10 protein-coding genes are annotated in these 14,452 nt (G+C 66.4%); 7 read left to right on the top strand and 3 right to left on the bottom strand.

Going from position 1 to position 14,452, the window contains the following annotated elements; genetic code table 11:
* Window positions 1–23 precede the first annotated feature (23 nt).
* Entirely contained in the window at window positions 24–1,427 is a 1,404-nt protein-coding gene (locus tag ABIA73_RS01775; protein WP_025874523.1) for a GntP family permease, read from the bottom strand.
* Between the two features lie 181 nt (window positions 1,428–1,608).
* Here ABIA73_RS01775 and ABIA73_RS01770 point away from each other — a divergent pair, with 181 nt between their 5' ends.
* The 4 genes from ABIA73_RS01770 (at window position 1,609) to ABIA73_RS01755 (ending at window position 8,557) form a co-directional block, all read left to right on the top strand.
* Entirely contained in the window at window positions 1,609–3,783 is a 2,175-nt protein-coding gene (locus ABIA73_RS01770) for a TonB-dependent receptor (protein WP_354275399.1), read from the top strand.
* 11 nt (window positions 3,784–3,794) lie between these two features.
* Window positions 3,795–4,673 (top strand): alpha/beta fold hydrolase, encoded by an 879-nt coding sequence (locus ABIA73_RS01765; protein WP_354275331.1) that lies wholly within the window; start codon window positions 3,795–3,797, stop codon window positions 4,671–4,673.
* Window positions 4,670–5,155, top strand: a complete 486-nt coding sequence (locus ABIA73_RS01760; protein ID WP_354275330.1) for a MaoC family dehydratase — start codon at window positions 4,670–4,672, stop codon at window positions 5,153–5,155. Before ABIA73_RS01765 ends, ABIA73_RS01760 begins: the two co-directional genes overlap by 4 nt.
* A gap of 69 nt (window positions 5,156–5,224) precedes the next feature.
* Window positions 5,225–8,557, top strand: a complete 3,333-nt coding sequence (locus ABIA73_RS01755) for a hybrid sensor histidine kinase/response regulator (protein WP_354275329.1) — start codon at window positions 5,225–5,227, stop codon at window positions 8,555–8,557.
* 7 nt (window positions 8,558–8,564) lie between these two features.
* Here the strand turns inward: ABIA73_RS01755 and ABIA73_RS01750 are convergent, their stop codons facing one another.
* Window positions 8,565–9,239, bottom strand: a complete 675-nt coding sequence (locus tag ABIA73_RS01750) for a response regulator transcription factor (RefSeq protein WP_025874518.1) — start codon at window positions 9,237–9,239, stop codon at window positions 8,565–8,567.
* Between the two features lie 88 nt (window positions 9,240–9,327).
* Between ABIA73_RS01750 and ABIA73_RS01745 the strand changes: the two genes are divergently transcribed.
* Window positions 9,328–11,172 carry a 3-hydroxybutyrate oligomer hydrolase family protein gene (locus ABIA73_RS01745; protein ID WP_354275328.1) on the top strand — a complete coding sequence of 615 codons (1,845 nt, stop codon included), beginning with the start codon at window positions 9,328–9,330 and terminating at the stop codon, window positions 11,170–11,172.
* 25 nt (window positions 11,173–11,197) lie between these two features.
* Window positions 11,198–12,859 (top strand): fatty acid--CoA ligase, encoded by a 1,662-nt coding sequence (locus tag ABIA73_RS01740; RefSeq protein ID WP_354275327.1) that lies wholly within the window; start codon window positions 11,198–11,200, stop codon window positions 12,857–12,859.
* 26 nt (window positions 12,860–12,885) lie between these two features.
* On the opposite strand, the gene ABIA73_RS01735 is transcribed toward ABIA73_RS01740, so the two are convergent.
* Window positions 12,886–13,338, bottom strand: coding sequence for a MerR family transcriptional regulator (locus tag ABIA73_RS01735; protein WP_059064246.1), 453 nt, complete (start codon window positions 13,336–13,338; stop codon window positions 12,886–12,888).
* A 173-nt stretch (window positions 13,339–13,511) separates the two neighbouring features.
* Here ABIA73_RS01735 and ABIA73_RS01730 point away from each other — a divergent pair, with 173 nt between their 5' ends.
* Window positions 13,512–14,447: an NAD-dependent epimerase/dehydratase family protein gene (locus tag ABIA73_RS01730; RefSeq protein ID WP_025874514.1), complete on the top strand. Its 936-nt coding sequence runs from the start codon at window positions 13,512–13,514 to the stop codon at window positions 14,445–14,447.
* Window positions 14,448–14,452 lie beyond the last annotated feature (5 nt).

Below are 14,452 nucleotides of genomic sequence, written 5' to 3'. Positions count from 1 at the left end.
CAGAGGGTGCTGCGACGCCGCTGTCAAACCCAGCCGGTGGCGTAGTAGATGCCGATCACCACGAACACCGCGAGGGTCTTGATGATGGTCACTGCGAAAATGTCCTTGTAGGCCTGCCGATGGGTCAGCCCGGTGACCATCAGCAGGGTGATGACTGCACCGTTGTGCGGCAGGCTGTCCATGCCGCCCGATGCCATCGCGGCAACACGATGCAGCACCTCCATCGGGATGCCGGCAGCCTGCGCGTTGGCGATGAAGGTCTCCGACATTGCCGCCAGGGCGATGCTCATGCCGCCCGATGCAGAGCCGGTGACGCCGGCAAGACCGGTTACGGTGACCGCTTCATGCAGCAGGGGGTCCTTGATCGCCCCCAGCGCGTTGGCCACCACCATGAAGCCAGGCAACGCGGCGATGACCGCGCCGAAGCCATATTCCGAGGCGGTGTTCATGGCTGCCAGCACGGCACCACCGATCGCCGCCTTGGTGCCTTCGGCAAACTGGGTGACCACCGGGCGCCAGGCCAGCGCCAGCACCGACAGGATGCCAACCAGCAGCGCCCCCAGCACGGCCCAGATTGCGGTGATCTTCGCCACGCCCTGCACCACCGGCGCGGCGCTGCCCATGATCGACGGCACGAAGCTGTGCTCCGCACCGTACCAGTGCGGTATGCCCAGGGTGAACAGCTTGTTGGACACAAACACCAGCAGCAACGGCAGCACGGCAATGCCCGCGTGGGCCAGACGGGTGCCTGCAAACGGTGCCGGCTCGTTCACCAAGGTGGCCGGGTCTCCGTAGCCCTCGCCACTGCGCACCGCCGCGCGACGGCGCCACTCCAGGTAGGCCATGCCCACCGCAAGCACGAACACACTGCCCAGCGTACCCAGTACCGGAGCCGCCCAGGTATCGGTGCCGAAGAACGTGGTCGGGATGATGTTCTGGATCTGCGGCGTGCCCGGCAATGCGTCCATGGTGAAGCTGAAGCCGCCCACCCCCAGCGTGGCCGGAATCAGGCGCTTGGGGATGTTGCTCTGGCGGAACATCTCGGCCGCGAACGGATAGACCGCGAACACCACCACGAACAACGACACGCCGCCGTAGGTGAGCAGGCCCGACACCAGCACGATCGACAGCATCGCCCGCTGCGGTCCGAACAAGCGGATCGCCGCACCCACGATCGAGCGGGAGAAGCCGGACAGTTCAATCAGCTTGCCGAACACCGCGCCCAGCAGGAACACCGGAAAGTAGAGCTTGAGGAAGCCAACCATCTTGTCCATGAACAAGCCGGTGAACATCGGTGCCACCAGCGAGGGATCGGTGAGCAGCACTGCGCCAAGCGCGGCGATGGGCGCGAACAGGATCACGCTGTAACCGCGGTAGGCCACCAGGATGAGGAAGGCCAGCGCTGCAAGTACGATCAGTAACGACATACGGCGCTTCCGGGTGGGGACGCGCCCAGTATCCGGATCTGGCGACCGCTGCCGACTGGACCTAGGTCCACTCGCCGGTGCGCAACCGCGCCGCTAGCCTAGCGTCCATGGGTGGCAATGGGCCATTCGCCGCGTACATGCCTTGGGGGAGGACCGAATGAAACGGAATTGCTTGAGCCTGATGATCGGCACACTGCTGGCCACCGGGCCGGTTCTGGCGCAGGACGCACCGCAGGGCGCGCCGGCAGCCGCCCGCACCGCTTCGGCCACCAACCTGGACAGCATCACGGTGACCGCACGCAAGCGCGAGGAAACCCTGCAGGAGGTGCCGGTTGCCGTCACCGCCTTTACGTCCGAAGCCCTGGACAAGATGAACGTCCAGGACATCAGCGACCTTGATGGACAGGTCCCCAACCTGACCATCTACGCGGCGCGCGGCGCCAGCAGCACGGTCACCGCCTACATCCGCGGCATCGGCCAGTCCGACCCTACCTGGGGCGCTGACCCGGGCGTGGGCATCTACCTGGACGACGTCTACATCGCCCGTCCGCAGGGCGCGTTGCTGGACGTGTTCGATGTCTCGCGCATCGAGGTGCTGCGCGGTCCGCAGGGCACGCTGTACGGCAAGAACACCATTGGCGGTGCCATCAAGTACATCTCGCGCGGCCTGCCCACCCAGACCGAAGGCTTCGCCCAGATCACCGTGGGCAACTACAGCCAGTTGGACGCCAAGGCGGCGATCGGCGGCCCGATCGGCGGGGCCGACAGCGGCCTGCGCGCGCGCGTGGCGGTGGCCAGCATGAATCGTGACGGCTTCGGCGAGAACACCTTCACCGACCAGCCGGTCAGTGACAAGCAGATCAATGCTGCACGCTTCAACCTGGGTGCGCATGCGGGCGACGACTTCGACGTGCAGTTCGCCCTGGACTGGATCGATGACCAGTCCGGCATGCGTGGCTCGAAGATGCTGGCACCCAACCCGTTCGTGCGCGCCTACCCGCCGATGGATGACCGCTACGACATCCGCTCGGGCATGCGCAACCTCAACAGCGTGGAGACCAAGGGCGCCTCGGCCACGGTGAACTGGCGGCCCAGCGAAGACGTTGCATTGAAGTACGTGGTGGCCAAGCGCGAGTCGGACAGCGACGCGAACATCGACTTCGACAGCACGCCGGTCAAGCTGGCCGATGTAGGTGGCACTTACCATGACGACCAGGTCAGCAACGAGGTGCAGCTGAACTACGATGCCGGCGGCCGCGCGCGGGGCGTGGTGGGCCTGTACCAGTTCAGTGGCGAGGCCGGTGGACAGATCCGCAACAACTTCTTCAACCTGCAGTTCGGCGACACCCGTGGCAAGGTGCTCACCGACAGCATCGCGCTGTATGCCGACTGGACGTTCGACCTGACCAGCAAGCTGAAGCTGGACGTCGGCGCCCGCTACACCGACGAGGACAAGCGCGCGATCGTGCTCAACCGCTTCTACTCCGATGCGACGTTCACCCGTCCGATCGCGGTCGCCGCCGATTTCGACAAGAAGACCAATTTCAAGAACATCTCGCCCAAGGTGTCGCTGGATTACCAGATCACCCCGGACATCATGGTCTACGGCCTGGCCACGCGTGGCTTCAAGTCCGGCGGCTACAACATCCGCGCCAATGCTGTTGCCGTGCCACGCTCGGCCGAGCCATTCGATGACGAGACGGTCGACAGCTTCGAGATCGGCAGCAAGATGGCCTTCCTCGACCAGCGCCTGTTCCTGAACCTGTCGGCGTTCCATAACAAGTACAAGGACATCCAGCTGTCGGTGTTCACCGGCATCGATACCAACGGCGACGGTGTAGACGATGCCTTCTTCGGCGATTTCACCAATGCCGGCGCCGGCACCATCAATGGCCTGGAAATCGAGTACCAGTACCTGCCCAGCCAGCACTGGCTGATCTCCGGCAACCTGGCCTGGCTGGATGCCAAGTATGACGAGTACATGGACCGCGGCGTCAACGTGGCCAAGCAGATGAAGTTCACCAACGCACCGGACTTCTCGGGCGCGTTGAACGTGGAGTACCGCACCGACCTGGCCAATGGCAGCAACCTGTCCGCACGGGTGAGCTACAGCTACCAGAGTGAAGTGTGGCCGACCACCGATCTGAGCCCGGTGATCCGCCAGGACGGCTACGGGCTGGTCAATGCCGGCGTGACCTGGAAGCTTGACGACGCCTGGACCTTCTCGCTGCAGGGTACCAACCTGGCCGACAAGGAATACCGCACCACCGGTTACAACATTCCGGCGGTTGGCACGCTGATTGGTTTCTATGGGCCGCCGCGCCAATATAGCCTCAGCGTCCGTTACGATTTCTAGGAAGCTTCTGCATGACACCGTCTTACGATGATCTGTACTGGAAAAGTGACGATGGCCTGCGCCTGCATGCGCGTGACCATGCTCCTGCAGGCGCGCAGCCGGCGCGCGGCACCGTGGTCTGCATCCCCGGCCTGACCCGCAATGGCGCCGACTTCGATGCGCTGGCCGCATCGCTGACTGCTGCGGGTTGGCGGGTGATCGCGGTTGACCTGCGAGGACGCGCAGGTTCGGAACGCGCATCGGACCCGTCCAGCTACAACCCGCGCACCTATGCCGACGACATGGTGGCGCTGCTGCGGTCACAGAACATCGACAAGGCGGTATTCGTCGGCACCTCGCTGGGGGTGCTGGTCACCATCACCCTGGCCTCGCGTGCGCCCGGGCTGATCGCCGCGGCAGTTCTGAACGATGCCGGCCCCAAGGTGCCGCGCGAAGCGCTGGCGCGGATCGGCAAGTATGCCGGCAAGCCCGTGCCGCCGATGGACCTGGCACAGGCCACGACCTATGTGGAATCCATCGGCAAGGCCGCGTTCCCCCGCTTCACCAGCGACGACTGGCGGGCGATGGCCGTACGCACGTTCCGCCAGCGCAGCGATGGCCTGCTGGAACTGGACTACGACCCGGCGGTGATCCGCACCACGCGGCCGTGGCTGCTGTGGCTGCTGCGCCCGGTGCTGTGGCGCGCGGTGCGTGGGCTGACCGCACGCGTGCCGGTGCTGGTGGTTCGTGGGGCGTTGTCGGACATCCTGCCTGCCGATGTCGCGCAGCAGATGGCAGCTACATCGCCCAACGCCCGCCTCGTCGAAGTACCGGAGGTGGGTCATGCGCCGATGCTGTCCGAGCCCGAGGCGCGTGACGCGATCCTGGCATTGCTGGAGCGCGTGCGATGAGTTCCGGCGTGTCGAGGGATGCGCTGCCTGCCGCCCTGCAGGCCCTGCACCAATGGGCGGCAAGCGAGCGGCTGAGCGGCAGCACGCGCATCGCGCAGTCGCGCATCAATGCCTTCGCCGAGGCCACCGGTGACCACAATTGGATCCACACCGATCCCGCCCGCGCACGGACCGGCCTGCCGGGCGGGCAGACCATCGCCCATGGCTTCCTTCTGCTCTCGCTTACCGTAGAGGACGACGTGGCGGCCCTGGCCGGTTTTCCCGGCATCGCCCACGTACTGAACTACGGCTTGAACAAGGTCCGCTTCCTGGCGCCGGTGCCGAGCGGTTCCGAGGTACGGGTACGCGCGCAGCTGATGTCCTTGGAAGCGCGCAGGCCCGGGCAGTGGCTGCTGACCCAGCACAAGACCGTGGAAGTGGTTCCCGCCGGCGAGACAGCCGTGGTCGCCGAACAGTTGTCGCTGATCGTGCTCGCCGACTAGCGCCGCACCGTCCTCCCGCGCGGGGCGGGCCGGCTGCCCGCCGGCCGCGGTTCTCTCTACACTGGAGCGATGTTGACGCCTTCCATCGTCCTGTTCGCCTGCATCGCGTGGACCGTGCTGCTGTTCGGCGTCGCCCTGTGGGGGGAACGCCAGGGGCATCGGCTGTCGAAGGTATGGCCAGCCATCTACGCGCTGTCACTGGGCGTGCACTGCACGGCGTGGACCTACTACGGGGCTGCCTCGCAGGGCGTGCAATGGGGCTTCCCGATTCCGCCGACACTGATCGGCATGGCCCTCATTTTTGCCTTCGGCCTGCCGTTCCTGGTGCGGCTGGGCCGATTGGCCAAACAGCACAACAGTGCCACCATCGCCGACCTGGTGGTCGCGCGACTGCGTGCCGACCAAGGGCTGGGCATCACCATCACCCTGGTCGCGCTGTTCGGCATCATTCCCTACATCGCGCTGCAGCTGAAAGCGGTCAGTCAGGGCCTTGCCGCCCTGCTCGGTGACCAGTTCGCACCCGTTGGCTGGCAGCTGGACGTGTCGTTCTGGTTCGCACTGACGATGGCGGCGTTCACCACCCTGTTCGGCGCACGCAAGGCGTCGGCGACCGAACACAACCGCGGCATCGTGGTCGCGCTGGGCCTGGAATCGCTGTTGAAGCTGACGGCACTGCTGGCCATTGGCCTGTATGCCGCGCTATCGGTGCACAAGGCCGGCACGCCGCTGCTTGAGAAGATGGCGCACCTGCCGCCGCCGGCGGTGGTGCCGGATTACCTGACCATGGTGGCGCTCGGTGCCATGGCCGCGTTCACCCTGCCCCATCAGTTCCATGTGGGCGTGGTCGAGCTGCGCCAGTCATCGGACCTGAAGACGGCGCGCTGGCTGTTCCCGGTCTACCTGCTGTTGATCGGCCTGCCGTCGGTGCCGATGGCACTGGCCGGTGCCGCGCAGCTGCCGCCCTCGATGACGCCGGATCTGTACGTGCTGGCCCTGCCGCAGGAGCGCGGCCATCACCTGCTGGCACTGCTGGCATACCTGGGCAGTCTGAGTGCCGCCACCGGCATGATGATCCTGTCCGGGCTGACCCTGTCGATCATGCTCGGCAACCACGGTGTGGGCTCGCGCCTGCTGAGCGGCGTCAACGGCTTCAACACCGGCGCGGATCTACGACCGCGGGTGCTGGCCTTCCGGCGCGCCGGCATTCTCGCCGTGTTCCTGATGTCGTGGCTGTACAGCCGTGCGATGAGCGGCACCGAGGCGCTCAGCGATTTCGGCCTGATGTCGTTCACCGCGCTCTCGCAGCTGGCACCGGCGGTGCTGCTGGCGGTGTACCGTCCGCGCACGCCCTCCCCGGCCATCATCGCCGGCATCGTACTGGGCTCGCTGGTCTGGTTGTGGCTGGTGCTGCTGCCCATGGTGCTCCCTGCCCCGCTGGCGTCGGCCGGTCCCGACGGACTGCACTGGCTGGCGATGTTCTCGCTGCGCATGCAGCCGGGCCATATCGCCATCAGCATGGGCGCCAGCCTGGCGGTCAACCTGGCAACCGTGGTGCTGGTGTCGCGCGCGGTGCGTCCTTCTGTGCCTCGGCAGCGCGACGCGGTGGCTGCTGCATCGTTGCGCAAGACGGCTGGGCGCTTCCTTGGCCAGGAACGGGCACGCCAGCTGATGGACGGGCACGCCGGGCAGATGCTGGACGACGACCGGGTGACTGCCATCGAGCGCGAACTGACCGCCGTGGTCGGTGCAGGCATGGCGCGGCTGCTGGTGGAGGCGGCACGCGATGGTGGCGCAGCGCCGCTGGACGCTGTTACCCGCGCGGTCGGTGAAGCCACCCAGGTACTGCGCTTCAACCAGCGCCTGCTGGAGGCTGCCCTGGAGAACATGAGCCAGGGCATCAGCGTGGTCGATGCGCAGTTGCAGCTGGTGGCCTGGAACAGCCGCTACGCCGCGCTGTTCAAGTTCCCGCCGGAGCTGCTGCAGGTGGGGCAGCCGGTGTCGAACCTGACGGCGTGGGCACTGGGGCAGCTGAAGATCGGCGACACCCCTGGTGACTCGCGCGACAAGGCGTTGCAGCGGCGGGTGGTGCACATGCGGCGCGGCACGCCGCACCTTTCCGAGCGGATTTTCCCGGACAACACCATCGTTGAGATCCGAGGCAACCCAATGCCCGGTGGCGGCTACGTGGCCACCTTCACCGATGTCACCGCCTTCCGGCGGGCAGAGGACGCGCTCAAGCGCAGTAACGAAACCCTGGAGCGTCGCGTACAGGACCGCACCGCCCGGCTTGAACAGGCCGTGCATGAAGCCGAGCGGGCCAACGTGGCCAAGACCCGCTTCCTGACCGCGGTCGGCCATGACCTGATCCAGCCCCTGCATGCGGCGCAACTGTTGACCGACGCCATGTCGCAGCACATCGAATCGGAATTCCTGGACAGTTTCCTGCGCCAGATTCGCGGCGCGCTGGATTCCACCGACGATCTGCTGTCGGGCCTGCTGGATATTTCGCGACTGGAAGCCGGTGGCTTGGTGGCCGATCCGCGCCCGTTCGCATTGTCGACCGTGCTGGAGCCGCTTGCGCAGGAGTTCGCCGTGCTGGCCGCGGCACGCGGCCTGCAGTTCCGCCATGTGCGCACCCGCGCGTGGGTGCACAGCGACCCGTTGCTGCTGCGCCGCGTACTGCAGAACTTCCTGGCCAACGCCATCCGCTACACCCGCCGTGGCGGCGTACTGCTGGGCGTTCGCCGGCACGGCCAGGCACTGTCGATCGGCGTGCATGACAGCGGCCCCGGCATCGCGCCGGAGCAACAAGCCGTGGTGTTCGAGGAATTCCACCGTGGCGACCGCAGCAATGGCCAGGGCCTCGGTCTTGGCCTGACCATCGCGCACCGCATTGCCGACCTGCTGCATGCACCGTTGGAACTGCAAAGCGAACTGGATCGCGGCTCGGCCTTTTCCATCACCGTGGCGCGTGCAGCGCCGCCTGAGGCCCCACGCACTGAGCCCGCCGCTGGCAACAGCAGCATCAAGGGCATCCGCGTGCTGGTGGTCGACAACGATGCGGAGGCGCTGGAGGCAATGCGGCTGATGCTGCTTGCCTGGGGCTGCGATGTCATCGCGGCGCGTGATGTCGCTGCGCTGGGTGCGTCAGCACATGAGGCGGCACTGTGGCTGTTCGACTACCACCTTGATGAGGGCGATACCGGCGTCGCACTGTGGAAGCGCCTCGTCACCGTACATGGCGCGCGGCCGACGGTGATCCTCAGCGCCGATACCGGCAATGACACGCGCGAGGCGGTGCGCAGTGTGGGCCTGTCACTGCTGAACAAACCGTTCAAGCCGCTGGCGCTGCGCTGGGCGATCAACCATCTGCTGGCAACGGCCAGCACGGAAAGGACCTGACGAAGGTTCAGGCGTCCTGCGCGTCTTCGATCTGCCGGGATGGGTCGGTCAACCCCATTTCGTGCAGCACGCGGATGGCCTGCGCGCGATTGCGTACGCCCAGTCGCCCCATGATGCGGGTCATGTGTGCCTTGACCGTGCGCAACTGCACGCCCAGCCGGTCGGCGATCTGCTTGTTGAGCAGCCCTTCGGCCACCAGGCTCAGCACCTTGTACTGATGCGCGGACAGGCTGGACAAGCGCGCGGCAAGATCGGCGTCCTTGCTGAAGGGCGCCACCCGCGCCACCGGCTCGCGCAGCAGCGCCGGTATCCAGCGCTCACCTTCCAGCACGGTCTGCAGTGCGGACTGCAGGTCGGTCAGGCCCGAGCTCTTGGGCAGATACCCGGCTGCGCCCAGGTCGATGGCGCGGCGGATCACGTGCGGCTCTTCATTGGCCGAAACGATGATGATCGCCAGCCCCGGTTGCAACGCGCGTATGGTTGCCAGTCCGGCCAGGCCGTGGTTGCCCGGCATGTGCAGGTCCAGCAGCATCAGATCGATCTGCTGGCTCTCGATCGCTTCGAGCACGCCGTGCAGCGAATCGGCCTCGCTGATCTGCAGGTCAGCCACCGCCTCTTCGGCGGCGCGATGCAGCGCCGCGCGGAACAAGGGGTGGTCATCGGCGATGAGCAGGGTCGGCATGTCCAGCCGAGGTTAGCAAATCGCCTGCGCCTGGGCACGGGTACCAAGGTACGCTGGCGTGTGCCGCCCGGATGGTTAGGGTGGAGCAATGAACATCCACCGCCCCGTCATGCTGCTGTGCGCCGCGCTGCCATTGCTTCTGGGCAGCATCTCCAGCACCCACGCCGCTCCGCCCCGCCCCACTACCGCTGTTCCGGCGTTCGAGCAGTGGCGGGAAACCGTGCATCGCGGCAGCGACGAACTGCTGACCGCAGGCCTGGGCATCGACGCCCTGCGCTCGGCCACCGCGCCGGCGTTTGCCAACCCGGCCCAGCCCACGGCCGAGGAAGTCCGGCGTCGTGCGATCTGGAGCAGCTGGCGCGGCATCGCCGACCTGACACCCGGCGGCGGCTTTGGCGATGTCTACGGCAGCCTGCAGGCGGTACCCGGCCGCGAATTCTCCGCCTATGCGCGCGTTCCCGGCGCCCGCCATCCCCATCGGGTACTGGTGCAGGTGCCCGATAGCTTCGACGCCGCGCGGCGCTGCCTGGTCGTCGCGGCATCTTCCGGCTCGCGTGGCATCCATGGCGCGATCGCGGTTGCCGGCAGCTGGGGCCTGGCACATGGCTGCGCGGTCGCCTATACCGACAAGGGCGCCGGCAGTGATTACTACGATCTGGACGCCAAGGCCGGGTTCCAGGCAGACGGCACGCCAGCCAGCCAAGGCGCGTTGGCCTTCATTCCTGCGGGTGCGACAGCCACGCAGGGAATCGCCTTCAAACATGCCCATTCCGGTGACAACCCGGAAGCGGACTGGGGCCGCCATCTGCTGCAGGCGCTGCAGTTCGGCCTGCAGGCGCTGGACCGCGCCTATCCGCAATCGGCCCCGTTCACTGCGGCCAATACACGCACGCTGGGCGTGGGCGTATCCAATGGCGGTGGCGCCGTGCTGCGCGCGGCGGAGATCGAAGGCGACTGGTTCGATGCAATGGTGGCCGGCGAACCCAATGTCTCGGTGGCAGGCGCTCCGCCGCTGTACGACTTCGTGACCCAGGCCGCGTTGCTGATGCCCTGTGCCCTGCTGACGGAGGACGATCTGCCACAACCGCCGATGCGGGCGCAGGCCGTGCCAGGGTGGACCCAGCGATGTGCCACGCTGAAATCCGCTGGGTTGGTGCAAGGCGATGACACTGCAGCACAGGCACGGTCGGCACGGCAGCAGCTGCTCGACGCGGGTTTGAGCGCCGATGCACTTCGCGCCGGTGCATTCTCCACCGGTTTCGATCTGTGGCGCGCCATCGCAGCGACCTACTCGTCAGCCTATGGACGCTACGCCACGGGCGAACATCCCTGCGCGTACAGCTTCTCGGCCGCCGGCACCGACGGCAGACCCCACGCGGCCACGGCCGAGGTTCGTGCAACCTGGTGGAGCGAGGGCAGTGGCATCCCGCCGGGCAGCGGCGTGGTTCTGGTGGACGGCAATGCCACCGGGGCGGCAGCTGATCCGCTGCGTGGCCTGAACTGCCTGCGTGCACTCGGCGAGGGCGACAGCGCCGATGCCCGACGGGTACGCGCCGGCGTCGCCGCAGCGACTGCCAAGGCGCCGCGTCGCGGCCTGCCGATCGTGGTCATCCATGGCCTGGACGACGGGCTGGTACCGATCAGCATGACCAGTGATCGCTACGTGCCACTTGCCCGCAAAGCCGGGGCGCAGATCGCCTATTGGCGGGTGAACAAGGCACAGCACTTCGACTCGCTGCTGGCCTTCCCGGACTACCGGAAGCGCTACGTCCCGCTGCTGCCCTACCTGTTCGCGGCGATGGACCAGGTGTGGGAACACCTTGAAGATCCAGCGCGAGCGCTGCCGCAGGATGCACTCATCCAGCCGAGCCCACGCGCGGAAGCGCCGCTGCTGCGCGAGCAGCTGTCCATTCCCGCGCCCCCCGGCCGCTGACGCGCCGCCCCATCAGGAAGACCACATGTCATTCGCCACCGCCGCAGACGCGCCCGCCGCCGAGCCTCATGCCTACCCCCTGCTGATCAAGCAGTTGCTGCTGACATCTCTGGCAGTGCGTCCACGGCAGGAGATCGTCTACGGCGACAAGGTCCGCTTCGACTACCGCACCCTGCAGGCGCGCATCGGCCAGTTGGCCGGGCTGCTGACCTCACTGGGGGTAAAGCGCGGCGATACCGTGGCAGTGATGGACTGGGACAGCAACCGCTACCTGGAGAGCTATTTCGCCGTGCCGATGATCGGAGCGGTGCTGATGATGGTGAACATCCGCCTGGCGCCCGAGCAGATTGCCTATACGCTCAATCACAGCGGTGCGCGGGTGATCCTGGCCAACCGCGAGTTCCTGCCGGTGCTGGACGCCATCGAAGAACAGCTGCCGGACGTGCGCACGCGCATCCTGCTGGATGATGATGAGGGCCCGCTGCCAGCGGGCTTCGTGACCGAGTATGAGGCCGGGCTGCGCGAGGCCACGCCCATCACCCGCTTCCCGGACTTCGACGAGAACACCCGCGCCACCACGTTCTATACGACCGGCACCACAGGCCTGCCCAAAGGCGTGTACTTCAGCCATCGGCAACTGGTACTGCACTCGCTTGCGGCGATGGCAGCCCTCGGCAGCGCGTCCAGCCAGGGCCGCCTGCACCGCGACGATGTCTACATGCCGATCACGCCGATGTTCCATGTCCATGCCTGGGGCATGCCGTACGTGGCCACGCTGCTGGGCATCAAGCAGGTCTACCCCGGTCGCTACCTGCCGGGCGCGTTGCTGGCGCTGATCGCCCGCGAGAAGGTGACGTTCTCGCACTGCGTGCCGACCATCCTGCATATGCTGCTGGGCCATCCCGCCGCTGCCGATACCGACCTGCGCCGCTGGAAGGTGATCATCGGCGGTGCGGCACTACCGCGGGCACTGGCGCAGCAGGCACTGGCCCGTGGCATCGACATCTTCGGCGGCTACGGCATGTCCGAAACCTGCCCGCTGCTCACCCTCGCGCAGATCGATGCCGACGCCGTGGACGGCCCGGACGAGGAGCTGTCCCTGCGCACCAAGGCCGGCATTCCGGTGCCATTGGTTGACCTGCGCATCGTCGACGAACGCATGAATGATGTTGCCCACGATGGCATCGCCACCGGGGAGGTGGTGGTGCGCACGCCCTGGCTCACCCACGGCTATCTGCACAATCCGGCCGCTTCCACGGCGTTATGGGCCGGCGGTTACCTGCACACCGGGGACATCGGCAACATCGATGGCAGCGGCTACCTGCGCGTGACCGACCGCATCAAGGATGTGATCAAGACCGGTGGCGAGTGGATCTCCTCGCTCGCCCTGGAGGACATCATCGCCCTGCATCCGGCGGTCAACGAGGTCGCGGTGATCGGCATCAGCGATACGAAATGGGGCGAACGACCGCTGCCGTTGGTGGTCCGGCAGCACGGCAGCGATGTGACCGAGGCGGAGATCATCGAACTGGTCGCAGCGCGCAGCCGCTCCGGTGATATCTCCCGCTACGCGATCCCCGACCGCGTCAGCTTCGTCGATTCGCTGGAACGCACCAGCGTGGGCAAGATCAACAAGAAGAAGCTACGCAGCCTGCATGATGTGGGCGCAGCCACCGACGCAGGTTGACGCTGCGGCCTGCGGCCAACGGAGTGTCACTTCGTTCTTCTGCTTGATCGCCCGGCGCGCCCGCCCCGCTGGCGCCGTGGAGGATCCAGCAGGTCCATCAGCCTGAGCTGGTTGTCGGTGCAGGAAATGCCCTCAGGACGTTGGGTGACACCCTCGATGATGCCCAGCAGGCGCGCTTCGTTCTCCTGCAGTTGCAGGATCAAGCGTCGGATCTCGGCCAGGCGCCTGCCCAGCGACTCGACCAGGCCTTGGTGATCGCACGCCTGCGTGCCCCCAGGCAGGAAATGCCGGATCTCATCAAGTGAGAAGCCGACGCGCTGCGCGTTGTCGATGATCTGCAGCACGCCCAATACGTCCGGGGAATAGATCCGGTAGCCATTGCTCCCCCTGGGCGGCGCGCTGATCAGGCCTTCGGCCTCATAGAACCGGATACGCGATGGGGCCAGGCCGGTGGCCTTGGCCAGATCCCCGATTTTCATCCTGCCACTGCCCCTTGACCTTCAAGTTGACTTTAAACATACACTGCCGCGACCGTCAGCGTGAGAGGTTGCCGACGGCGGTCTGGCGAGCACCCGCGCGGCACTGAAATGCGGGCGCCCTGGGCTGAACTTCCACCCGGGCGATCAGAGGCCCAGACGCCCAAGGAAAAGAGATGCAGACCATTCTGGGAGCAAACGGCCAGATCGCCCAGGAACTGGCGCGCGCGTTGAGGCGCACGTACACCGACGACCTTCGCCTGGTGAGCCGCACGCCGCGGCCGGTCAACACGGGCGACCAGCTTGTGCCGGCGGACCTGCTGGACGCAGAGCAGACGCTGAAAGCCGTTGAAGGCAGCGACATCGTCTATTTCACCGCAGGGCTGCCGCCGGATTCAGGGCTCTGGGAGCGGCAGTTTCCTTCCATGCTGAAGAACGCACTGGATGCCGCCGTCGCCACCGGCGCTGCATTTGCGTACTTCGACAATACCTACATGTATCCGCAGACGGCGGCTGCGCAGACCGAGGACACCGCGTTCGCACCGGCCGGCAGGAAGGCACGCGTGCGCGCAGAGATGGCGCGCATGGTCCTGGATGAGATGGCAGCCGGGCGCATCGCCGTGACCATCGCCCGAGCACCGGAATTCTATGGACCGGGCAGCACGCAGAGCTTCACCAATGCCCTCGTCATCGACAGGCTGAAGGCTGGCAAGTCGCCGCGCGTGCCACTGCGCGACGATACCCTCAGAACGCTGATCTGGACGCCCGACGCCAGTCGCGCGCTCGCACTGCTGGGCAATACGCCCGACGCGCAGAACCAGACGTGGCATCTGCCCTGCAGTGAGCCGAGATTGACCTATGCCCAGTTCGCCACCCTGGCCTGCACTGTGTTCGGCAGGCCGGACACCCACGCCACCCTCGGCAGGACTGCGCTGTACATCGCCGGCCTGTTCTCGAAAGGTGCGCGCGAGATTCGGGAGCTGCTGCCGCGCTATGAGCATGACAATCGCTTCGAATCCGGAAAGTTCAAGCAGCGCTTTCCCGACTTTCCCGTAACCAGCTACGACGCAGGACTGCGGCAGATCAAGCACGAATGGGAAACCGGAAAATGAGCCAG

This window comes from Stenotrophomonas sp. 2694 (assembly GCF_040548715.1).
GTDB lineage: Bacteria > Pseudomonadota > Gammaproteobacteria > Xanthomonadales > Xanthomonadaceae > Stenotrophomonas > Stenotrophomonas indicatrix.
The sequence above is the reverse complement of the archived record's forward strand: the minus strand, read 5'-3'. Positions and strand labels throughout refer to the sequence as shown.

Coding starts and splice junctions, on each gene's coding strand:
- ABIA73_RS01775 (WP_025874523.1), bottom strand. CDS start 1,427: ATGTCGTTACTGATCGTACTTGCAGCGCTGGCCTTCCTCATCCTGGTG.
- ABIA73_RS01770 (WP_354275399.1), top strand. CDS start 1,609: ATGATCGGCACACTGCTGGCCACCGGGCCGGTTCTGGCGCAGGACGCA.
- ABIA73_RS01765 (WP_354275331.1), top strand. CDS start 3,795: ATGACACCGTCTTACGATGATCTGTACTGGAAAAGTGACGATGGCCTG.
- ABIA73_RS01760 (WP_354275330.1), top strand. CDS start 4,670: ATGAGTTCCGGCGTGTCGAGGGATGCGCTGCCTGCCGCCCTGCAGGCC.
- ABIA73_RS01755 (WP_354275329.1), top strand. CDS start 5,225: ATGTTGACGCCTTCCATCGTCCTGTTCGCCTGCATCGCGTGGACCGTG.
- ABIA73_RS01750 (WP_025874518.1), bottom strand. CDS start 9,239: ATGCCGACCCTGCTCATCGCCGATGACCACCCCTTGTTCCGCGCGGCG.
- ABIA73_RS01745 (WP_354275328.1), top strand. CDS start 9,328: ATGAACATCCACCGCCCCGTCATGCTGCTGTGCGCCGCGCTGCCATTG.
- ABIA73_RS01740 (WP_354275327.1), top strand. CDS start 11,198: ATGTCATTCGCCACCGCCGCAGACGCGCCCGCCGCCGAGCCTCATGCC.
- ABIA73_RS01735 (WP_059064246.1), bottom strand. CDS start 13,338: ATGAAAATCGGGGATCTGGCCAAGGCCACCGGCCTGGCCCCATCGCGT.
- ABIA73_RS01730 (WP_025874514.1), top strand. CDS start 13,512: ATGCAGACCATTCTGGGAGCAAACGGCCAGATCGCCCAGGAACTGGCG.